Raw genomic sequence first — 21,678 nt, forward strand, 5'->3', positions numbered from 1 at the left:
CCTGGCGGCGGAGGCCTTCGCGGAGGGCATGCGGCTGGTGCGGGCCAACCGGGCGCTCGCCGCCATCGGTTTCAGCACCTGCCGCCAGGAGGACTGCCCCGACTCGCCTCGCGACGGTCTCGTCCGCGTCGACTCCAACGGTGTGCTGCACGTCCACCCCACCCGCCGCGCCGAGCCCGTCGAGTGGGCCTGGGCGGTCGCGCACGCCGTCATCCACCTGGGCTTCGGCCATGTCCCGGCGGCGCCGAAATCGCGCGAACAGCCCGACCGCCACGCCCTCGCCGCCCGCTGCGCGGTCGTCAACCGCTTCCTGCTCGGCTTCCCCATCGGCCTCACCCCCGAGGACCTGCCGCCCAGCTACCCCGACGGCGACGAGGAGCAACTCGCCGCCCGCTGGCGGCGCGAGGGCACTCCGGCCCCGTACGAGCGCTGCGGTACGGCCGGCGGCGAGCCGGACCAGCTGCTGGTGCCGTGGGACACCTGGAAGGGCGGCCGGGCCCCGGACTGGCAGCTCGAGTTCGCGCACGCCCTGACCCGTACCGTGGCCACGGCGATGGATGTGGCCGGCGGCCGCCGAGGCTCGATGCGCGGCGGGCCCACCCGGCTCCAGCCCTGGGAGCGGGCGCTGAGCTGGTTCATCTCCTCCTACCCGCTGCTCGGCGGCATCGCGGCCGGTATCACCCTGGTCGCCGACGCCGAACTGGCCCGCGCCCATGACATCTCCGTCGCCGCGGTGAACGCGGAGGCGGGGGAGATCTACATCAACCCGCTGCGTCAACTGGAGGACGAGGAATGGCGGTTCGTCCTCGCCCACGAGATGCTGCACGCCGCCCTGCGGCACGGCGACCGCTGCGGCCCCCGCGACCCGTACCTCTTCAACATCGCGGCCGACTACGTCATCAACGGCTGGCTGTGCGAGATGCAGGTCGGCACGATGCCCGAAGGGCTCCTGTACGACGCGGAGTTGAAGGACCTCTCGGCGGAGGAGGTGTACGACCGGATCGCGAAGGATTTGCGCCGGATGCGCCGGCTGTCCACGCTGCGCGGCAAGGGTGCGGGTGACATCCTCGGTGCCCCGCTCGGCTCCCCGCGCGACTACGTGGACCTGGACGAGCTCTACCGCCGCGGGCTGAGCCACGGCTTCGACCTGCACCAGCAGCTGGAGCGGGGCTATCTGCCGGGCGGTCTGGTCGAGGAGATCCGCGCGCTCGACCATCCGCCGCTGCCCTGGGACGCCCGCCTGGCCCGCTGGTTCGACGAGTTCGTGCCCCGCCCCGAGCCGGTACGGACGTACGCGCGCCCCTCGCGCCGTCAGGCGTCCACCCCCGACATCCCGCGCGCGGGACGGTACTTCCCGCCCGAGGAGATCGCGCGGTGCACCTTCGGCGTCGTGCTCGACACCTCCGGCTCCATGGACCGCACGCTGCTCGGCAAGGCGCTGGGCGCCATCGCCTCGTACGCCGAGGCCCGGGACGTACCGGCAGCGCGGGTGGTGTTCTGCGACGCGGCGCCGCACGACGCGGGCTATCTCCCGGTCACCGAGATCGCCGGTCGCGTACGGGTGCACGGGCGCGGCGGTACGGTGCTGCAGCCCGGCATCGATCTGCTGCACCGCGCGGACGACTTCCCGCCGGGCGCGCCGCTGCTGGTCATCACGGACGGCGGGTGCGACGTGCTGCGGGTGCGGCGCGAGCACGCGTATCTGATTCCGCAGGGCGCGCGGCTGCCGTTCACGGCGCGGGGACCGGTCTTCCGGGTGCGGTGAACCACCTTCGCGGCCGCGGCGAGCCGTCTTGGCGGACTTGGTGAGCCGTCATTCTGGGTGAGTCGCGCGCAGGTGTGATCGGATGGTGCGCACGGACCCCGAAAACGGGACCCCATCGAAGGGAATCATCGTGGCAACCACGCGCACCGCGCACACCGTGTGGGAAGGCAACCTGCTCGAGGGCAGCGGCGTCGTCACCTTCGACTCCTCCGGCATCGGCCAGCAGCCGGTGACGTGGGCGTCGCGGGCGCAGGACGCCAACGGCAAGACCAGCCCCGAGGAGCTGATCGCCGCCGCCCACTCCAGCTGCTTCTCCATGGCGCTGTCGCACGCCCTCGCGGGCGCGGGCACCCCGCCCACCAAGCTCGTCACCAACGCCGACGTCACCTTCCAGCCCGGCGAGGGCATCACCGGCATCCACCTGACGGTGGAGGGCACGGTGCCGGGCCTCGACAACGACGGCTTCGTCGCGGCGGCCGAGGACGCGAAGAAGAACTGCCCGGTCAGCGCGGCGCTGACCGGCACGACGATCACCCTGTCGGCCAAGCTGGGCTGACGCCCGGGAGCAGTACGGCGCCGCGGTCCCCACGCAGGGCCCGCGGCGCTGTCATGTCCGCCCCATTGACAAGAACGCACTCAAGTTTTGTGCTTGAAGGTGGGCAGCGCCCTGGCGGAAGGGGACGGACATGGCACGTGCGGTCGGGATCGACCTCGGTACGACGAACTCGGTGGTGGCCCTCCTGGAAGGCGGCGACCCCACCGTCGTGACCAATGCGGAGGGCGCGCGCACCACCCCCTCCGTGGTGGCCTTCGCCAAGAACGGTGAGGTGCTCGTCGGCGAGGTCGCCAAGCGTCAGGCCGTGACGAACGTGGAGCGCACCGCGCGCTCGGTCAAGCGCCACATGGGCGACGCGAGCTGGCGCTTCCCGGAGAAGGGCTCCGTCGACGGCACCCGCTACCGCGCCCAGGAACTGTCGGCGCGCGTCCTGCAGAAGCTGAAGCGGGACGCGGAGGCCTACCTCGGCGAGGACGTCACGGACGCCGTGATCACCGTGCCCGCGTACTTCGACGACGCCCAGCGCCAGGCCACCAAGGAGGCGGGCGAGATCGCGGGCCTGAAGGTGCTGCGGATCATCAACGAGCCGACGGCCGCCGCCCTCGCCTACGGCCTCGACCGGGGCGAGGAGCAGACCGTCCTCGTCTTCGACCTGGGCGGCGGCACCTTCGACGTCTCGCTCCTGGAGATCGGCGACGGCGTCATCGAGGTCAAGGCCACCAACGGCGACACCCGGCTCGGCGGCGACGACTGGGACCAGCGGATCGTCGAACACCTCGCACAGCGCTTCAAGGCCTCGTACGGCATCGATCTCGGCCACGACAAGATGGCGCTGCAACGGCTGCGCGAGGGCGCCGAGAAGGCCAAGATCGAACTGTCCAGCTCCTCCGAGACCACCGTCAACCTGCCCTACATCACCGCCACCGCCGACGGCCCCCTGCATCTCGAGGAGAAGCTGACCCGCGCCCAGTTCCAGGAGCTGACCGCCGATCTGCTCGACCGCTGCAAGACCCCCTTCCACCAGGCGGTCAAGGACGCGGGCGTCAAGCTCGCCGCGGTCGACCACGTCATCCTGGTCGGCGGCTCGACCCGGATGCCCGCCGTCACGGACCTGGTCAGGGAACTCACCGGCAAGGACCCGCACAAGGGCGTCAACCCGGACGAGGTCGTGGCGCTCGGCGCGGCCCTCCAGGCGGGTGTCATCAGGGGGGACGTGAAGGACGTCCTGCTCCTCGACGTCACCCCGCTGTCCCTCGGCATCGAGACCAAGGGCGGCATCATGACCAGGCTCATCGAGCGCAACACCACGATCCCGACCCGTCGTTCGGAGATCTTCACCACGGCCGCGGACAACCAGCCCTCGGTCGGTATCCAGGTCTACCAGGGCGAACGCGAGATCGCCGCGTACAACAAGAAGCTCGGCGTCTTCGACCTCACCGGGCTGCCGCCCGCGCCGCGCGGAGTCCCGCAGATCGAGGTCGCCTTCGACATCGACGCCAACGGGATCATGCACGTCTCCGCGAAGGACCTCGCCACCGGGCGCGAACAGAAGATGACCGTCACGGGTGGCTCCGCGCTCCCCAAGAACGACATCGACCGCATGATGCGCGAGGCCGAGCAGTACGCCGAGGAGGACCGCGCGCGCCGCGAGGCCGCCGAGACCCGCAACCAGGCCGAACAACTCGTCTACCAGACCGAGAAGTTCCTCCGCGACAACGACGAACGCATCCCCTCCGAGACGAAACCCGAGGTCGAGTCCGCCGTCGCCGACCTCAAGCGCCTCCTGGAGGACTCCGCCACCGACACCACCGCCCTGCGCGGCGGCGTCGAGAAGCTGGCCTCGGTGAGCCAGAAGATGGGCCAGGCCATGTACGCCCAGGCCCAGCAGACGCCCCCGGAGGAGCCGGCCGCCGAGCACACCACGGCGGCGGAGGAGGAGGGTGTGGTGGACGCCGAGATCGTGGACGACGAGAGGGAGACGAGGGGCGGCGCGGCATAAGGAACCTAGAGGTGAGGGGCTCGCGGGGAGCCCCTCACGGGCAACCCTCACCAAGAACCCCGCTCCGAGAACTTCTCAGTAGGAGTCCCGGATCTCCCGCAGGATCTCCTTGGTACGGGGCACGGAGGCGGCGTGGGCGGACATGTGGTCCAGCACTTCCAGGTGCATGCCCACCTCGGCGCGCGAGTCGAGGTAGAGGGCGCCGGTCAGGTACTCGCTGTAGACCATGTCGGGCAGTTCCGGCTCCGCGAAGCGGAACAGCGCGAAGGAGGTGTACGTCCCCGGATGCGGGCCGCTCGCGTACTCGGCGACCTGGACGGAGATGTCGTCGCTCTCCATCTCCCGCAGCAGCCGGTCGATCTGGTCCCGCATGACCTCGCCACGGATGCTCACCGGACGCCGCAGCGCGGTCTCGTCCATGATCACCCAGAGGTGGGGCCGGTGCTCGCGCCCCAGCAGCAGCTGCTGCCGCGTCATGCGCAGCGTCACATGCCGCTCGATGGCCTCGGGCCCCGTCTGGCCCACCGTCCCCGCCTCCAGCACGGCGCGCGCGTACTCCTCGGTCTGCAGCAGCCCGGGCACGAAATGCGGCTCGTACGAGCGGATCAGACGGGCGGCGCCCTCCAGGCTGACGTGCATGCTGAACCAGTCCGGCAGCACATCGTGGAACCGCTGCCACCAGCCCGGCTGGTTCGCCTCCTCGGCGAGCGTGACGAAGGCGGCCACCTCGTCGTCGGCCACGCCGTACGTCGTCAGCAGCACCTGGAGGTAAGGGATCTTGAGGGCGACCTCGGCCATCTCCATCCGCCGCACCGTCGCCGGGGCGACACGCAGGACACGCGCGGCCTCTTCGCGCTTCAGCCCGGTGGCCTCCCGCAATTCCTGCAGCCGCCGCCCGAGCACCACTTGCCCCACGGTGGGCGCAGCCCGCCGCTCACTCACGCCACGCCCTCCCCAAGCGCCGAAGCCACCACTCAAACGGATCGGCGACGCTCCGTCAAGAGACCAGTGACTGAAGGTATTTGACCGTCGCCGGATCCGCGGGCAGAAACGTCTCGATGGCCAGCTCGGCGACGGTCACGTCCATCGGGGTGTTGAAAGTGGAGATGGAGGAGATGAAGGACAGCACGCGCCCGCCGTGCTCGATCTGCAGGGGGAGCGCGACATGGGGAACGGGCTCGACGCCGCCGTCCAGTCCCCCTTCCCCTTCGTGTCCCTGTTCCCGCTCCGGTGCCGGGTAGGCCGCCACCTCCTCGTAGAGCGCACGCAGTGGCGCGGAGCGGTCCAGGGCGATCTGCCGTTCCATCTGCGCGAGCAGGTGGTCGCGCCACTCGCGGTGGTTGCGGATCCGCGGCGCCAGGCCCTCCGGGTGGAGGGTCAGCCGCATCGCGTTCAGCGGCGGCGTGAGCAGCGACTCGCAGACGCCCTCCAGGAGCATGGCGATGCCACGGTTGGCGGCGAGCACGGTGTACGTGGCGTCGACCACCAGCGCCGGGTAGGGCTCATAGCCCTGGATCAGCCGCTCCATGCCCTGGCGCAGGGCGTCCATCGACGGGTCGTCGAGGGGGGTCTCCGGGTAGTGGGGCGCGTAGCCGGCGGCCAGTAGCAGCGCGTTGCGTTCCCGTACGGGGACGTCGAGGTGCTCCGCCAGCCGCAGCACCATCTCCTCGCTCGGGCGGGAGCGGCCGGTCTCGATGAAGCTGATGTGGCGGGCCGAGGAACCGGCCCGCAGCGCCAGTTCCAGCTGGCTGACCCGGCGCTGCTCCCGCCAGCCGCGCAGCAGCGGGCCGACGCCCTTGCCGGCGGGGTGGGTTGAGGGTCTGGTCGGACCGGACGCGACGAGGGACATACGCCGACCGTAACCGAGGAACGCCGTGGGTGGAGCGTGGGCCTTGCCCTCGAACGCCGGACGGCCGGGACTTTCGGGCGGAGCCTCCGAAGAGAGCCGGGGCGCCGGAGAGCCCTGGTCGGGGGACTGTGGCAGGCTGAGGAACAGTCCCCACCGCACCCCACCACAAGAAGAACGGAGCGAGGCCATGCCCGTCGAACCCCTGTCGCAGAAGGAGATCGAGGATCAGCTCGCGGAGCTGCCCGGCTGGTCGCTGGACGGCGACCACCTCGCCCGCTCCTACCGCCTTGCCTCCCACTTCGCCGCGACCGCGATGGTCGTCCACATCGCCCAGGTCCAGGAGGAGCTCGACCACCACTCCGACCTCACCCTCGGCTACCACACGATCTCCCTCACCGTGAACACCCACAGCATCGGCGGCGCCGTCACCGAGCTCGACCTCAACCTCGCCCGCAGGGTGGAGGCACTCGCTCCGGGACATGGCGCACACTGATCCACATGCTGGACTACGACAAGGAAGCCGACGTATACGACGCCAGCAGGGGCGGTGAGCCCAGAGCGGCCGCTGCCGCGGACGCCGTACTCGGCCTCGTCCCCGACGGCGTGCAGGCCCTGCTCGACGTCGCCTGCGGCACCGGAATCGTCACGCGCCTCCTCGCCGCCGCCCGCCCGGCGCTCCGGGTGACGGGCGCGGACGCCGCGCAGGGCATGGCCCGGATGGCGGCGGCACGGCTCCCGGGCTCGGTGGTCCGCGCCGACAGCCGCCGACTGCCCTTCCCGGATGCCTCGTTCGACGCCGTCACTACCGTCTGGCTGCTCCATCTGGTCGACGGCGCCGAGGACGTCCGTGCCATCGTCGCCGAGTGCGCGCGGGTCCTGCGCCCGGGCGGGGTGTACGTCACCACCGTCGACAAGGCCGCCGCACACGACGTGGGCAGCGACATCGACGCCGTGCTCGCCGCCCGCCCGCGCCGCCCCGCCCAGGACCGCACCGAGGACGTCGAGGCGTACGCCGTCGAGCACGGCCTCACCCCGGCCGGTCGGGCCCGTTTCCGGGGCCACGGCCAGGGTCGCAGCCCGCGCAGCACGGTGGCGGACCTGCGCCGCGGCTGGTTCACCCGGATCACCCCGGACGAACCGCTGGCCGAGCGTTTCGTCACGCTGCTCGAAGCGCTGCCCGATCAGGAAGTCCCGCGCCCCGACCCGCAGTTCGCCCTCCGCGCGTTCAGGAAGATCCCCGCCGCGCGAACTCCATGACCCAGTTGGTCACCCACGTCCTCTCCCCGTCCATGGAGAAGGCCTGCTCCCAGCGGGCCGTGGTCGGGGAGATCCCCGACCACACGAACCGCACCCGCACGTCCTTCCCGTCGTGCGTGTCGTCGCCGTGGAACTCACCGCGCCCGTCGGACCCGAACCGCCCCACCACCGGCGGAAACAGCTTCCCGCTGCGGCTCGACGACCAGTTCAGCGACCACACCCGCGCCGCCGGGTCGAAGAGCCGCAGGGTGAGCCCCTGCCAGCCCTGACCGGGCACCGTCATCTCGTCGATGTTCGCGGCCCCCTCGAACAGGCTCCAGCAGCGGCTCGTGGCCCCGAACTCCTCCCAGCCGCTGCCGGGGTCGAGGAAGTCGGTCAGACGCCGGTGGCGGACGTCCCACTCGCCGTGGAAGAAGTCGAAGTCGTGCGGGCTGCTCATGAGCGGTCTCCAGTCGTGCCCTCGGGGAGGGAGTCGGCGAGGTAGGCGTCGAGGTCGGGGGCGCCGGGCGCGAGCATGTGCCGCACCCAGGCGTCGCGTTCGTGCAGGATCGGCGGCAGCTCCCAGACGCAGCCGATCCAGGGGAGGTCGGGTGCGATGAAGTGCGTGGGGTCCCGGTCCGGGCAGCCCAGGACCGGCTGGCCCGCCGACGCGCCGCGGAAGTGCAGGACGTTGTCCCATACCCAGCTGTACGCGTTGAGGTAGGCGCCGTCGTCGCCGCCCCGGTGCAGTACGACGAAGGTCGCGGGCGGTGTGCCGTCGGGCTCCGGCAGTAGTTTCGGCAGCATCGCGTACGCCGCCGCCTCGACGTCGGGTGCGATACCGGCCGGGTCCGCGGTGACGTGGTAGCGCTTGATCCGTCGCCCCGCCACCTCGATGGGCGGCGGCACGGTCAGCAGTTTCTCCCTGAAGTCCGAGGAGTTCGGCAAGGTCGTGGAAGCCATGACGCGCACGCTAGGCCGACTTCACTGACATCCTGTGTCAGTGAAGTCCAGCCGACTCGTCTCGATCCTCCTGCTGCTCCAGACCCGCGGCCGGATGACCGCCGCCGACCTCGCCGAGGAACTCGACGTCTCGGTGCGCACGGTCTACCGGGACGTCGAGGCACTGAGCGCGGCGGGCGTCCCGCTGTACGGCGACGCGGGGCACGCCGGCGGCTACCGCCTCCTCGACGGCTACCGCACCCGTCTCACCGGCCTCACGGAGGGAGAGGCCGAGGCCCTCTTCCTCGCCGGCGTCCCCGGCCCCGCCGCCGAGCTGGGCCTCGGCCCGGTCCTGGCCGCCGCCCAGCTGAAGGTGCGCGCCGCCCTGCCGCGCGAGCTGCGCGCGCACGCCGACCGGATCAGCGGCCGCTTCCACCTGGACGCCCCCGGCTGGTACGCGGACGCCGACGACACCCCGTACCTCCCCGCCATCGCCGATGCCGTGTGGAACGCGCGGGTGCTGCACGTCCTGTACCGCCGCTGGCGCGAGCCCACGGATGTGCGGCGCCGCCTGGAGCCGTACGGCCTGGTCCTGAAGGCGGGCCGCTGGTACGTCGTCGCGGGCCCCGGTCCGCGCACGTTCCGCGTCGACCAGATGCTCGAACTCACCGCGACGGCGGAGGAGTTCATCCGCCCGGAGACGTTCGACCTGGCCGCGTACTGGACGGCGTACCAACAGGAGTTCCACGACCGGCTGCACCGCGCCGAGGCCGTGATCCGGATCGCACCGGGAACCGTTCTCACCGGCCCGGTGGCCCGGACCGTCGAGGTCAACGGCCGTACGGATACGGATGGTTGGACACACGCCACCGTCCTCGTCGAGTCCATCGACCAGGCCCACGACGCATTCCTCGGACTGGGCGCGGCCATCGAGGTCCTGGAGCCCGCCGAACTGCGGGAGCGCATCGCGCGCACGGTGGCGGCGCTGGCCCGCCTGTACGCGTAGAGAGCGCTTGCGGATACGTGGCGAAGGGCGGCAACCCACCTGCCGGTGGCGGCAACTGAGGGGACAGAAGCAGTCTGTCCTCCCAGGAGGTAACCATCGTGCAGCACCCGCACAGGCAGCACCGCAGACGCGCCATCGGCTCGGCCCTGGTGGCCACGGCCGCCCTCATCGCCGCCGGACTCACCGCCCTCGGCACCGGAACGGCCCATGCGGCCACGGCCCGCCAGGTGGAGGCCCTCGACCGGGGCGTCGTCAGTGTCCACACCGACAGCGGCAACCTGGTCAGCTGGCGCTGGCTCGGCACCGACCCGAACAACGTGTCGTTCAACGTCTACCGGGCCGGTACGTTGGTCAACCCGACGCCGATCACCGGCTCCACGAACTACTTCCACTCGGGCGCGCCCGCCCAGGCCGACTACACGGTCCGCGCGATCGTGAACGGTGTCGAGCAGGCCGACTCCGTCCACGCCGTCCAGTTCCGCACCGGATACAAGGACGTGCCCATCACCCCGCCCGCGGGTGGCACCACTCCCGACGGAGTCGCCTACACCTACGAGGCCAACGACGCCTCCGTCGGCGACCTCGACGGGGACGGCCAGCTCGACTTCGTCCTCAAGTGGCAGCCCACCAACGCCAAGGACAACTCCCAGTCGGGCTACACCGGCAACACCGTCATCGACGGCATCAAGCTCGACGGCACCCGCCTGTGGCGCATCGACCTGGGCAGGAACATCCGCTCGGGCGCGCACTACACACAGTTCCAGGTGTACGACTACGACGGCGACGGCAAGGCCGAGGTCGCCATGAAGACGGCGGACGGGACGACGGACGGCCGGGGCACGGTGATCGGCAGTTCCTCCGCCGACTACCGGAACTCCAGCGGATACGTGCTGTCCGGACCCGAGTACCTGACCATGTTCAACGGGCAGACGGGCGCCGCCATGGGCACCGTCGACTACGTCCCGGCGCGCGGCACGGTCTCTTCCTGGGGCGACTCGTACGGCAACCGGGTCGACCGATTCCTCGCGGGAACGGCCTACTTGGACGGCTCCCGGCCCTCCCTCGTCATGGCGCGCGGCTACTACACCCGTACCGTCATCGCGGCCTGGGACTGGCGGGGCGGCGCCTTCACCCGGCGCTGGACCTTCGACACCAACTCCTCGACCAACAGCGGCAAGGGTTACGACGGCCAGGGCAACCACCAGTTGTCGGTCGCGGACGTCGACGGGGACGGCAAGGACGAGATCGTGTACGGCTCGATGGCCGTGGACGACAACGGCAACGGCTTGTGGACCACCAAGAACGGGCACGGGGACGCCATGCACGTCGGCGACCTCGACCCGTCCCGTCCCGGTCTGGAGGAGTTCAAGGTCGACGAGGACTCCTCGAAACCGGCGTCCTGGATGGCGGACGCGAAGACGGGCGCGATCCTCTGGTCCACGGCGGCCAACGGCGACAACGGCCGAGGCGTCTGCGGTGACATCTGGGCGGGCAGCGCGGGCGCCGAGTCCTGGTCCTCGCACGCCGACGGCGTCCGCGACCCGCAGGGCACGGTGGTGGCGACCCGCAAGCCGGGCAGCATCAACTTCCTGTCCTGGTGGGACGGGGACCCCGTCCGTGAACTCCTCGACGACACCCACATCGACAAGTACGGCACCTCGTCCGACACCCGCCTGCTGACCGGCTCGGGCGTCCACTCCAACAACAGCACGAAGGCGACTCCGTCACTGTCCGGCGACATCCTCGGGGACTGGCGGGAGGAGGTCGTCTGGCCGACGACCGACAACACGGCCCTCAGGATCTACTCCACCCCGTACGAGACGACGACAAAGATCACCACCCTCCTCCACGACACCCAGTACCGCACGGCCCTGGCCTGGCAGAACACCGCCTACAACCAGCCCCCGCACCCGAGCTTCTTCCTCGGCGACGGAATGCCGACGCCGCCCCGGCCGACGGTCTACACGCCGTAGGTCCGCAGCAGAGAGAAAGGGCGCGTGCCGAGGCCGGCGCGCGCCCCACCCTCTCGGATCAGCTCACCGAGCAGGCCTGATCCCCCAGCTTGAAGGTCGTGGGTCTGGTGTTCGACCCCGTCCAACTTCCCGTGAAGCCGAAGCTCACCGATGAACCCGCCGCCACGTTCGCGTTCCAGCTCACATTCTTCGCCGTGACGCTCGTGCCCGACTGGGTGGCGTCGGCGTTCCAGGCCTGAGTGATCTTCTGTCCGTCCGCGAAGGCCCAGGAGAGGGACCAGCCGCTCCAGGCGGTGGTGCCGGTGTTGGTGAGCGCCACGTCGGCCTGGAAACCGCCCGACCACTGGTTGGTGATCTTGTACGTCACCGCGCAGGCGCCCGTCGGCGGGGGCGTCGGATCCGTGCCGCCACCCCCGCCACCGGTGTCGGAGCTGTCGCCGTAGATGATTCCGCGCCCGTTGGTCGCGATGTACACGCGTCCGTAGATCCGCGGGTCTCCCGTGATCGCGCCGCCCGTCCAACCCCACTGGTGGGCGTCGTCGTTGATGCGGGTCCAGCTCGCGCCCTTGTCCGTCGAGCGGAAGATGCCACGTACCCCGCCGATCTTCGCGCTGGTGTAGAGCGTCTGGTACGAGGCGCCGGTCGCCGCCTTGCCGAAGCCGATGGTGTCGGCCTGGTCGACGTTCGACAGCTTGGCGAAGCTCGCGCCGCCGTCCGTGGAGTGCCACAGCCCGTACGCGCCGTCGCTCGCGCCGCCCGCCAGCCACACGTCGCCCTTCGTGCCGGGCAGCGCCTTGAAGCGCACGCTGTCACCGCTCGGCAGGCCGGTGGCGGCGGAGCCGGTGAAGGTGGCACCGCCGTCCGAACTGACGTAGAACGTGCCGGACTTGAACCCGTAGAAGGTCTTCGGGTCGACCCGGTCCGACTCCACGATCGCGCCGGACGGGATGCCGGCCGACGCCGACCACGATGTACCGAAGCCGGTCGTGTACTGCACGCCCGCGCCCACCGGGCTCCACACGAAACGGCTGCCGTCGGACGCCGCGGCGACCGTGCCGCCGCCGCTGACGCCCGAAGGGTCGGTGCCCGCGAACCAGTTGGCGCCGTTGTCCGTGGAGAAGGCGATGTGCGGGCCCGAGTCGAGGTTGCCGACGCGCACCACCGTGTTCGGGCTGGTCTCGGCGTAGTCGAGGCTCGTCGTCGTGGTGAAGTTCGGCGAGGTGTACATCATCGACGGCACCTTGGTGAGGTCCGTGTGCCGGAAGCCGCCGATGTCACCGAGGGCGCTGAGGAGGGAGGCACCGGAGGGGGGCGAGGCCAGGTCGTTGACGGCCGTCTCCTCCAGGCCCTGGACCATGGGCCGTATCGTGAACTGGCTGTTGCTGTCCCAGTTCGTGAGGTTCTCGGTGCCGTAGATCGTCGCGCCCGTTCCGTACATCATCCGGGCGGAGTTGAACGGGTCGATCTCCAACCCCTCGGTCATCCAGCCGAGTTTGGGGGACTGCTCGGGGGGTGACGGGTTCGCGTTGAAGGTCAGCCAGGGCACGGACGACACGTCCATCGTGTAGCGATTCGAGCGGTTCGGGTACGAGGTGTAGTCCCACGCCTTCGTCCAGGTGCCGCCGCTGTCGGTGGACCGGAAGATCTGGGTGTCCGGCCACCACGAGCTGTACGCCGTGGTCATCACCGTGCCCGGATGCTGCCGGTCGACGGTCAGTCCGCTGAATCCGTAGTAGGTGTCGGCCTCCGTGACCGGGCTGATGTTTCTCCAGGTCCCGGTCCTGGTCGCGTACCGCCACAGCTGGCCCTTGCCGCCGTCGTACGGGCCGCCCTTGTCGCTGTAGGCGAGGTAGAGGTAGCCGTTCGTGGCGTCGAGGACGCCCTTGTGGGCGAGGTAGCCGGTGGGCTGCCCGGCGAGCCGTGACCAGGTCGCGCCGCCGTCCGTCGAGCGGTAGACCGCGTTGTCCTTGTCGGCGACCCCGACGTAGATCGTCTGCGTGGCGCTTGCGGAGGTGCCCGTGGACTCGTCGAAGGTCACCCACACGATGCCCTGGTTGTCGCCGGCGTAGCCGCTCGTGTCGGTCGCGTCCTGCACGTAGTTGCCGACGTTCGGGAAATTGGCCACCTGTGACCACGTGACACCCGAGTCCGTGGACCGCCACAGACCCTTGCCGCTCGGTGCGCCGAGGTACAGCACGCTGTCCTTGTTGGGGTCGATCGCGAGGCGCTCGCCCATGCCCCGGCCCGGCATGTTCCCGCCCAGCTTGAAGGGCAGGTCCGTCCGCTGCCAGCTCGCGCCCCGGTCGGCGGAGCGCAACACGGCACCGTTGCCGGGGTCCCAGCTGTTCGTGTACGTGCCGACCGCCGCGTACACCTTGTTCGGGTCGACGGAGTCGGACGCGAGGCTGACCACCCCGGTGTGGCCCCACCGGTCCCAGCCGATCGAGTCCGTGAGCGGGGTCCAGGTCTTCGTCGACTCCTGCCAGCGGTAGGCGCCGCCGATGTCCGTGCGGGCGTAGGCGAGGTTCTTCTCGGAGCGGTTGAAGACGATGCCGGGGACGAAACCGCCGCCGTCGATCCGGGCGTTCTTCCAGGTGTACGTGTCGGCGGCGAGCGTCGTGGTCGGGGTGCTCGCGGCGAGGGCGGACGGACTGCCGGCCAGTAAGCCTGCGGCGAGGGCCAGTACGGCCGTGAGGATGCGGGTTCTTCGCACGGTGGGGTCCTCTCTGAAGGAGGGCATGACGACCGGGCGGCCCCCAGTGCGGGTGGGGGCCGCCCGGCCAGGCGGTCCCGTCGTCAGGTGACGGGACCACGCACGCGGAGCTTCGGGCGCCCGGCGAGGCGCGGCCCTGGGCCCCGCGCCCGTCAGGGGCGCGGGGAACTGCGCGACCAGCCACAACCGGCCCGCAGCCCAGGTACCGCCCGACCCGCGGAGCGCCCGGCGGGGACTATTCGAGAAGCTCCGCGTACGAGCCCATGGCCAGGGCGATGTCCGCCTGGGCCCAGAACCGGTGGTACGTGAAGGAGGGCGCGGCTCCGCCCGCCAGATAGGCCTCGATCTTCGACCAGTTCGGGTCGTTCTTGTAGAAGGACCTGAGCGAGGTGAAGGTCGAGGTGGAGTTGATCGTGTCGCCGTTCGGCATCTTGCCGCTCCAGCCGCTCGGGACGTAGACCGTGTCGTCGAAGCGGTTGTAGTCGGCGCGGGTCTCCGGGACGGCGATGCCCAGGCTGTCCTGGTAGTTGCTCCACATGCCGTCGAGGAGTGCCTTCGCCGTCGTCTTCGCCTGGGCGTTGCCGGACTTGGCGGCGTAGTACGACAGGGTCTTGGCGTACGCGGCGGTCACACCGACGTCGTTGGTGTAGTCGGCGACGGTCACATGAAGTCCGGTGTTCGCGCCGGGACTTGACGCGTTCCAGGTGTCGGGTGCGCCGGACCACTGGAGCGTGGAGGGGATCTGGTAGGTGCCGTCCGGGTTGATCGTGGTCTTGGACAGCGCCCAGGACACCCACTTGTCGAGGACCGTCTTCGCGCTCGCGTTCCCCGTCTGCTGGTAGTACTCGGCGACCCGTTCCATGGACCAGGCCTGGAAGCCGAACCACTGGTTGGACGGCGGGTCGTGGTACACCGGCTGCTGGTCGTAGTACATGCCGTAGAAGGTCGGCGTCCCGGCCGGCGGGGTCGCGTAGCGGCCCGCCCAGCTGTTGGTCGCGCCGCCCGCGATGGCGCCCTCGTTGGACTGCAGCCAGCGGTAGAACTCCAGCTGCCGGGTGAGGGAGGTCCCCCAGTCGGCCGCACCCGTCGAGGACTTGGGCTTCAGGTCCGCGTACGAGCTGAGCGCGTACGCGGCCAGCGGGTTCTGGTAGCCGCCGTGAACATGACTGGAGCCGATGCGCCAGGCCCAGCCCGCCGAGGTGTCGGTCGCGCCGCCCCAGGCGTAGTACCAGGAGAGCAGATAGTGCGAGGCGTCCTTTCCGGTGCCGGCCGCGCAGGTCGACGGGCCGACACAGTTGCCGATCTTCTTGAAGTACTTGTCGTACATGGCGTAGCGCAGATAGTCGCCCATCTTCGCCGCCTTGCCGACGGTCGTGGACACCTCGCCGCCCTTGCCCTGCGCCTTGGCCCACACGTCGGCCCAGTAGGCGGCCTGCACGGCCCGCGCGTCGGCGTCCGGCGCGTCGGTGTACTTCCACTGCTTGGCGTACGAGGAGTCCCCGGTGAACAGGTCCAGGTAGCCGTTGGTGGAGCCGTACTTGAAGGCGTCGCAGGTCGGCTGCGGCACGGTCTCCCACACCGACTCCTGCGCGCCGCGCTGGAAGGTGTTGATGTACGACGGTCCGGTCGCGGTCGGTCCGGCCTCGCACTTGCCGGGCTCGTTGCCGTAGCCGTAGACGTTGTCGACGTCCTGGAGCCAGTGCATGCCGTACACGTCGTCCGTGCCGTACGCGCTCTTCAGCTCGGCCGCGATCGGGTCCGAGCCGACGGAGACGTCCGTGTCGAGCTTGGCCGGGTACTCGTTCGGGGTGTCGAGTTCCGGCGCGTAGGTCGCGGGCTTCGAGGCGTTGTAGAAGGAGTTCGTCGGCTGGTCGGCGTGGGTGGGGATCATGTACGTCTCCATGGTCGTCCACGCGGCGTTGAACTTGGACCAGTCGCCGGTGACCTTCCCGTACATCGCCTGCAGCCAGATCAGATAGCTGTACGCCTCCGACGTCGTCTCATGACCCTGGTCCGGCGCCTCGACGATCAGCGTCTCCACCGAGTGGTAGGGGATGCCCTCGGGGGAGAAGTAGCCGTTCGCCGGGTTGGTGATCCTGCCGTAGAGGTCCAGGAAACGCGCGTCGTACGCCTTCGACGCGGCCAGCTCCGTCACGGTGACCGTCGCCTTGGCGTACCCCGTCGCCGAGGCCGTGAAGGTTGCGGCGCCGGTCCCGGAGGCGTCGGCGGTGAGGGTGACGTTCTGCGCCGTGCTCCAGTTGGCCGGGGTGAAGGTGAGCGAGGCGCCGCCGGTCACGGACAGTCCCGTATTGCCGTCCGTACGGGCGGTCGTCACCGTCACGTTCGCGGCCGGCTGTTTCGAAAGCTGCACGGCGAACGATCCCGACTTGCCCTGCTGGATGCCGAGTTGGGTCGGCGAGGCCACCACGGCGGGACCCGAGGCGACCGAGATGCCGACCGGTGTGGACGCCGCGGAGGCGCCCAGGCTGTCGTACGCCTTGGCCACCAGCGAATGACTGCCCACGGTCAAACTGGAGGTGGACAGCGTGTAGGGGGAGCTGGTGTCCGTGCCCAGCAGGGTCGTGTCGTCGTAGAACTCGACCTTGGCGATCGTCGCGTTGTCGGCGGCCGCCGCGGTCGCGGCAAGCGGGATCGCGTCGCCCTGTGTGTAGACCGCGCCCGCGGCCGGGCTGGTCAGCACGGTGACCGGCGGCTGGTGGGCGCCGGTGCAGGTGGTGCCGTTGATCGCGAAGGAGGCGGGCGCCGTGTTGGTGCCGCTGTAGGTGAACTGCGCGCCGGTGGAGACCGCTGCCCCGGCGGCGATCGTCCCGTTCCAGGACGCGTTCTTCGCGGTGACCGTCCTGCCGGACTGCGACCAGGTCCCGTTCCAGCCGCTGGTCAGCGTCTGATTGCCCGTGTAGTCGTACGTCAGGGTCCAGCCGTTGACCGGGTCCGTGCCCCGGTTGGTGAGTGTGAGATCCGCGGTGAAGCCGGAGCCCCAGTCGTTGGTCTTGTAGTCGACGCTGCACTGAACGCCAGCCGCCTGAGCGGGAGTTGAGCCGTTCGCGAGCATGGTGAGCGGAAGCGCGAGGGCGGCCACCACGGCGGTCCACAGCCGCCGGGTCCTCCGGCGTCTGCTTCTTGAACTTGGGTGCATGTTCCTGGTTCCTCCTTGCGGCTCGGAGAAGTGGGGGCGGAGCAGCAACAAGCCTTGAACCAGTGGGAGCGCTCCCATATTGGAGAGGGGGGTCGAAGGGGTCAAGGTGCTTGAAGAGTCGAAATTGTTCGATTGATCAACAGTGCGACGCCTCTGTCCTTTACCGACACTTGGCGCTAACTTCATCCGCACCAGTGGGAGCGGTTCCATCAGTCGACGCGTCCGTCACGACGCGCCCGAGCTGCAAGGAGTCGCTCATGCGACACCCTCCGCGTTCAGGACTTTTAGTGGTCGGCGCCGCGGTCGCCCTCGTGGGCACCGCGATCGCGCCGGTCGTCACGGCTTCAGGAGCCACACCCGCGTGCACGGTGGACTACTCCGTCACGAGCCAGTGGGACACCGGCTTCCAGGGCGCCGTGAAGATCACCAACAACAGGGCCGCGCTCAGCGGTTGGAGTCTCACCTTCGACTTCGCGAACAGTCAGCAGGTCGGCCAGGGCTGGAACGCCAAGTGGTCCCAGTCCGCCACGACGGTCACCGCGGCCAACGAGAGCTGGAACGGTTCGCTGGGCTCAGGGGCCAGTGTCAGCGCCGGGTTCCTCGCCTCGTGGTCGGGGAGCAACGCCGTACCCACGACGTTCAAGCTCAACGGGACCACGTGCAACGTGGACACGGAGCCGCCTCCGACGGATCCGCCGCCCACGACCGGTACGGCACCCGAGCTGCACGTCTCCGGGAACAAGCTCGTCGACGCCGACGGCGCGACGCGGCGGCTGCTCGGCGTCAACCGCTCCGGCGGCGAGTTCATGTGCGTCCAGGGTTACGGCATCTTCGACGGGCCCGTCGACGACGCCTCGGTCAAGGCGATCGCCGACTGGAAGGCCAACACGGTCCGCATTCCGCTCAACGAGGAGTGCTGGCTCGGCCTGTCCAACATCAAACCGGAGTACGCGGGCGCCCACTACATCTCCGCCGTCAAGGACCTGGTGGCCAAGGTCGAGGCGCATGGGATGACCCCGCTCGTCGAACTGCACTGGAACTACGGGCAGTACACCGGAAACTCGGCGGGCTGCTCGGACGTGCACGCCACCTGTCAGAAGCCGATGCCGGACGCGCAGTACAGCCCGGCGTTCTGGTCCTCGGTCGCCAGTACGTTCAAGGACGACCAGGCCGTCGCCTTCGACCTGTTCAACGAGCCCTACCCGGACCGTGCGACCTCCACCACCGCCCAGGCGTGGGCCTGTTGGAAGGACGGCGGCACCTGCCCGGGCATCGGTTACGAGGTCGCCGGAATGCAGGACCTGGTCGACGCGGTGCGCGGCACCGGCGCCAGGAACCTGATCCTGGCCGGCGGCCTCGCGTACTCCAACGACCTGAGCCAGTGGCTGACGTACAAGCCGAGCGATCCGACGGGCAACCTTGTCGCCGCCTTCCACACCTACAACTTCAACACGTGCGCCAGTGAGAGCTGCTGGAACGCGACGCTCGCCCCGGTGGCGGCCCAAGTCCCGCTCGTGGCGGGGGAGATCGGCGAGAACACCTGCTCCCACGGCTTCGTCGACACCGCGATGAAGTGGTTCGACGACCGGGGGCTCTCCTACCTCGGCTGGACCTGGAACACCTGGGACTGCTCCTCCGGTCCCTCCCTGATCTCCGACTACGACGGCACTCCCACGTCGTACGGAGTCGGGCTGCGTGATCATCTGCGCGCCCTCAACGGATAGCCCGCGCAGGAATCACACGCACGCCCGCGCAGGAACCAGATGTACACCCGCGCAGGAACCAGACGCACACCCGCGCGGGAAGTCAACGGACACCCGCACAAGAAGAGATGGGAAACCGCACTCATGAGTCGTACCAAAACCGCGCTCTTAGGGGCGCTCGTCCTGCTCGCCAGCGCCTCGGGAACCGCCGTGGCGGCCGTTCCCGCGGACCCCGCCGGGATCGCCGCCATCCCCTGCACCGTCGACTACAAGGTGCAGAACCAGTGGGACACCGGCTTCACCGCCGCCGTGACGGTCACCAACAACAGCGCCGCCAAGACCTCCTGGGCGGTGAAGTGGGCGTACGCCGGGAACCAGAAGGTGACCTCGGGCTGGAACGCGAAGATCAGTCAGAGCGCCGCCGCCGTCACCGCGGCCAACGAGACCTACAACGGGACGCTGGCGACCGGCGGTTCGGTCGGCTTCGGCTTCAACGCCTCCTACAGCGGCACCAATGCGCTGCCCACCTCCTTCACCCTTGACGGGGTGACCTGCAACGTCGACGACGGAAGCGGTGGCGGAGGCGGCGGAGGGGGCAGTGACCCCTCCGGGAAAGTCGACAACCCGTACGCCGGTGCCAAGGTGTATGTGAACCCGGAGTGGTCTGCGAAGGCGGCGGCGGAGACCGGCGGCAGCCGGATCTCCAACCAGCCCACCGGTGTCTGGCTCGACCGGATCGCCGCGATCAATGGGGCCGGCGGCGGCATGGGCCTGCGCGCCCACCTCGACGCGGCGCTCGCGCAGAAGGGCAGCGGCGAAGAGGTCGTCCAGCTGGTCGTCTACGATCTGCCCGGACGTGACTGCGCGGCCCTCGCCTCCAACGGAGAGCTCGGCCCGACGGAGATCGACAAGTACAAGACACAGTTCATCGACCCGATCGCGGCGATCCTCGCGGACAGCAAGTACGCCTCGCTGCGGATCGTCACGACCCTCGAGATCGACTCGCTGCCGAACCTCGTCACCAACACCGGCAGCCGGGCCACCGCCACCCCGCAGTGCGACACCATGCTCGCCAACGGCAACTACGTGAAGGGCGTGGGCTACGCGCTCGCCAAGCTCGGCGCGATCCCGAACGTCTACAACTACCTCGACGCCGGCCACCACGGCTGGATCGGCTGGGACGACAACTTCGGAGCGTCCGCCACCCTGTTCAAGCAGGCGGCCACCAGCGAGGGCGCCACGGTCGACGACGTCGCCGGGTTCATCACCAACACGGCGAACTACAGCGCCCTGAAGGAGAACAACTTCACCATCAACGACTCGGTGAACGGCACCTCCGTCCGCCAGTCCAAGTGGGTCGACTGGAACCGCTATGTCGACGAGCTGTCCTTCGCCCAGGCCTTCCGCAACCAGCTCGTGTCGGTCGGCTTCAACTCCGGCATCGGCATGCTGATCGACACCTCCAGGAACGGCTGGGGCGGCGCCGCCCGGCCCACCGGTCCCGGCGCGACGACCAGCGTCGACACCTACGTCGACGGCGGGCGCTACGACCGCCGTATCCACGTCGGGAACTGGTGCAACCAGGCCGGTGCCGGTCTCGGCGAGCGCCCGCAGGCCTCCCCGGCCACCGGGATCGACGCCTATGTCTGGATGAAGCCCCCGGGTGAGTCCGACGGTTCCAGCTCCGCCATCGCCAACGACGAGGGCAAGGGCTTCGACCGGATGTGCGACCCGACGTACACGGGCAACCCCCGCAACAACAACAACATGTCCGGCGCGCTGCCGAACGCCCCGCTGTCGGGGCACTGGTTCTCGGCGCAGTTCCAGCAGCTGATGACGAACGCGTATCCGCCGCTGTAGGGCGTCCGACCTGGTGATCCGCCGGGGGTCAGGCCTCCTGGGCCAGCCCCCGGCGGATCGCGAACTCCACCGCCGAGTAGTCGCCGTCCGCCCGCTCCAGCTCGTAGGGCACCGTCGGATACAGCGGCGGCTGCGCCATGAAGCGCGGGCGCGTGCCGTGGTGCGGCTGCGCCGCGTGCACCAGGAACGGATGGCAGACAAACACGTCGCCGGGGCGGCCGGTGGCGTGGGCGAGCGGGCGGTGTGCGGAGGCCGCGGCCACCTTCGGACCGAGTTCGAGGAACGAGGCCCCCGCCTCGCCGTACGGCTGCAGGACCGGCGGCACGTCGAGGTGCGAGCCCACCCTGATACGGGTCGGGGCGTCTGCCTCGGTCACCTCGCTGAACAGGAAGAGCATCAGCAGGGCCCGGCCCCGCGAACGGAGATTGGAGTGGTAGAGCGCCTCACCGTCGGGGAGGTAACTGCCTTCGATATGCCAGCCCGCGTCGTCCGGCTCCTGCGGGTGCGGGAACCGCAGCGGGAAGCTGCCCAGCGCGTAGCGCGGCTCCCAGCGGCTCTCGCCGACCAGAAGATCGAAGGCCTGGTGCAGCGCGGGGGAGTTGGCCGCGGCGGCGAACGGGCCCTGCGCCATGCTGCTCACCCAGTGCACGGGGTCCTTCCAGGTGCCGGGGTCGTCCGGGTCGTACCCCGTCTCCTTCCACAGCAGCCGAGCGCAGCTCTCGGCGACGCGCGGCGGGAAGGCGCCCTCGATCTTCACGAACCCGTCCTCGAGGAACCGTTCCACCATCTCGTCGTCCATGGGGTCATGCTCGGGGACGGGCCGCTTGGGACGCATCAGGTTTTTCCGCGGCCGGGTTTGCCGTTTGCGCAACATCGTTGGCTGTTTCCGGAAGCCGAGGAGCACGCTGTGTACGCACCC

The 21,678-nt window shown here is 69.8% G+C and carries 16 protein-coding genes; 9 read left to right on the forward strand and 7 right to left on the reverse strand.

The window, feature by feature from the left end; genetic code table 11:
* The first annotated feature begins 28 nt into the window (after positions 1–28).
* From ACIRA5_RS15150 to dnaK, 3 genes are all read left to right on the forward strand, one after another.
* The gene (locus tag ACIRA5_RS15150; protein WP_403691330.1) at positions 29–1,765 is read left to right on the forward strand and encodes a hypothetical protein; all 1,737 of its coding nucleotides are present in this window, start codon (positions 29–31) and stop codon (positions 1,763–1,765) included.
* A 130-nt stretch (positions 1,766–1,895) separates the two neighbouring features.
* Positions 1,896–2,321, forward strand: a complete 426-nt coding sequence (locus ACIRA5_RS15155; RefSeq protein WP_403690954.1) for an OsmC family protein — start codon at positions 1,896–1,898, stop codon at positions 2,319–2,321.
* A gap of 130 nt (positions 2,322–2,451) precedes the next feature.
* Positions 2,452–4,320, forward strand: a complete 1,869-nt coding sequence (dnaK, locus tag ACIRA5_RS15160; RefSeq protein WP_403690955.1) for a molecular chaperone DnaK — start codon at positions 2,452–2,454, stop codon at positions 4,318–4,320.
* Positions 4,321–4,395: 75 nt separating this feature from the next.
* Here dnaK and ACIRA5_RS15165 read toward each other — a convergent pair whose 3' ends face one another.
* Both ACIRA5_RS15165 and ACIRA5_RS15170 read right to left on the reverse strand, forming a co-directional pair.
* Entirely contained in the window at positions 4,396–5,262 is an 867-nt protein-coding gene (locus tag ACIRA5_RS15165; RefSeq protein WP_403690956.1) for a helix-turn-helix domain-containing protein, read from the reverse strand.
* 55 nt (positions 5,263–5,317) lie between these two features.
* Entirely contained in the window at positions 5,318–6,169 is an 852-nt protein-coding gene (locus ACIRA5_RS15170) for a helix-turn-helix domain-containing protein (RefSeq protein WP_403690958.1), read from the reverse strand.
* A 187-nt stretch (positions 6,170–6,356) separates the two neighbouring features.
* Here ACIRA5_RS15170 and ACIRA5_RS15175 point away from each other — a divergent pair, with 187 nt between their 5' ends.
* Entirely contained in the window at positions 6,357–6,662 is a 306-nt protein-coding gene (locus ACIRA5_RS15175) for a 4a-hydroxytetrahydrobiopterin dehydratase (protein ID WP_403690960.1), read from the forward strand.
* 5 nt (positions 6,663–6,667) lie between these two features.
* Positions 6,668–7,426, forward strand: coding sequence for a class I SAM-dependent methyltransferase (locus ACIRA5_RS15180; protein WP_403690962.1), 759 nt, complete (start codon positions 6,668–6,670; stop codon positions 7,424–7,426).
* Here ACIRA5_RS15180 and ACIRA5_RS15185 read toward each other — a convergent pair.
* Both ACIRA5_RS15185 and ACIRA5_RS15190 read right to left on the reverse strand, forming a co-directional pair.
* On the reverse strand, positions 7,395–7,865 hold the full coding sequence (locus ACIRA5_RS15185) for a hypothetical protein (RefSeq protein WP_403690964.1): 471 nt from the start codon (positions 7,863–7,865) through the stop codon (positions 7,395–7,397). The genes ACIRA5_RS15180 and ACIRA5_RS15185 overlap by 32 nt on opposite strands.
* The gene (locus ACIRA5_RS15190; RefSeq protein ID WP_403690966.1) at positions 7,862–8,368 is read right to left on the reverse strand and encodes a hypothetical protein; all 507 of its coding nucleotides are present in this window, start codon (positions 8,366–8,368) and stop codon (positions 7,862–7,864) included. The genes ACIRA5_RS15185 and ACIRA5_RS15190 overlap by 4 nt, the downstream gene beginning before the upstream one ends.
* 40 nt (positions 8,369–8,408) lie before the next feature.
* Here ACIRA5_RS15190 and ACIRA5_RS15195 point away from each other — a divergent pair, with 40 nt between their 5' ends.
* Both ACIRA5_RS15195 and ACIRA5_RS15200 read left to right on the forward strand, forming a co-directional pair.
* Positions 8,409–9,353, forward strand: coding sequence for a helix-turn-helix transcriptional regulator (locus tag ACIRA5_RS15195; protein WP_403690967.1), 945 nt, complete (start codon positions 8,409–8,411; stop codon positions 9,351–9,353).
* A 98-nt stretch (positions 9,354–9,451) separates the two neighbouring features.
* Positions 9,452–11,326 (forward strand): rhamnogalacturonan lyase, encoded by a 1,875-nt coding sequence (locus ACIRA5_RS15200; RefSeq protein WP_403690969.1) that lies wholly within the window; start codon positions 9,452–9,454, stop codon positions 11,324–11,326.
* A 58-nt stretch (positions 11,327–11,384) separates the two neighbouring features.
* Here the strand turns inward: ACIRA5_RS15200 and ACIRA5_RS15205 are convergent, their stop codons facing one another.
* Together ACIRA5_RS15205 and ACIRA5_RS15210 are read right to left on the reverse strand one after the other, a co-directional pair.
* Complete coding sequence (locus ACIRA5_RS15205) at positions 11,385–14,039, reverse strand: cellulose binding domain-containing protein (RefSeq protein WP_403690971.1); 2,655 nt, start codon at positions 14,037–14,039, stop codon at positions 11,385–11,387.
* A 235-nt stretch (positions 14,040–14,274) separates the two neighbouring features.
* Entirely contained in the window at positions 14,275–17,196 is a 2,922-nt protein-coding gene (locus ACIRA5_RS15210; RefSeq protein WP_403690972.1) for a glycoside hydrolase family 48 protein, read from the reverse strand.
* Positions 17,197–17,453: 257 nt separating this feature from the next.
* Between ACIRA5_RS15210 and ACIRA5_RS15215 the strand changes: the two genes are divergently transcribed.
* Positions 17,454–18,920, forward strand: coding sequence for a cellulase family glycosylhydrolase (locus ACIRA5_RS15215; RefSeq protein WP_403690973.1), 1,467 nt, complete (start codon positions 17,454–17,456; stop codon positions 18,918–18,920).
* A 123-nt stretch (positions 18,921–19,043) separates the two neighbouring features.
* Positions 19,044–20,759 (forward strand): glycoside hydrolase family 6 protein, encoded by a 1,716-nt coding sequence (locus ACIRA5_RS15220; protein ID WP_403690974.1) that lies wholly within the window; start codon positions 19,044–19,046, stop codon positions 20,757–20,759.
* 28 nt (positions 20,760–20,787) lie between these two features.
* Here the strand turns inward: ACIRA5_RS15220 and ACIRA5_RS15225 are convergent, their stop codons facing one another.
* Positions 20,788–21,558 (reverse strand): phytanoyl-CoA dioxygenase family protein, encoded by a 771-nt coding sequence (locus tag ACIRA5_RS15225; protein WP_403690975.1) that lies wholly within the window; start codon positions 21,556–21,558, stop codon positions 20,788–20,790.
* Between the last annotated feature and the right edge of the window lie 120 nt (positions 21,559–21,678).

Origin of the sequence: Streptomyces sp. NPDC096311 (assembly GCF_044763085.1) — a bacterium.
GTDB lineage: Bacteria > Actinomycetota > Actinomycetes > Streptomycetales > Streptomycetaceae > Streptomyces.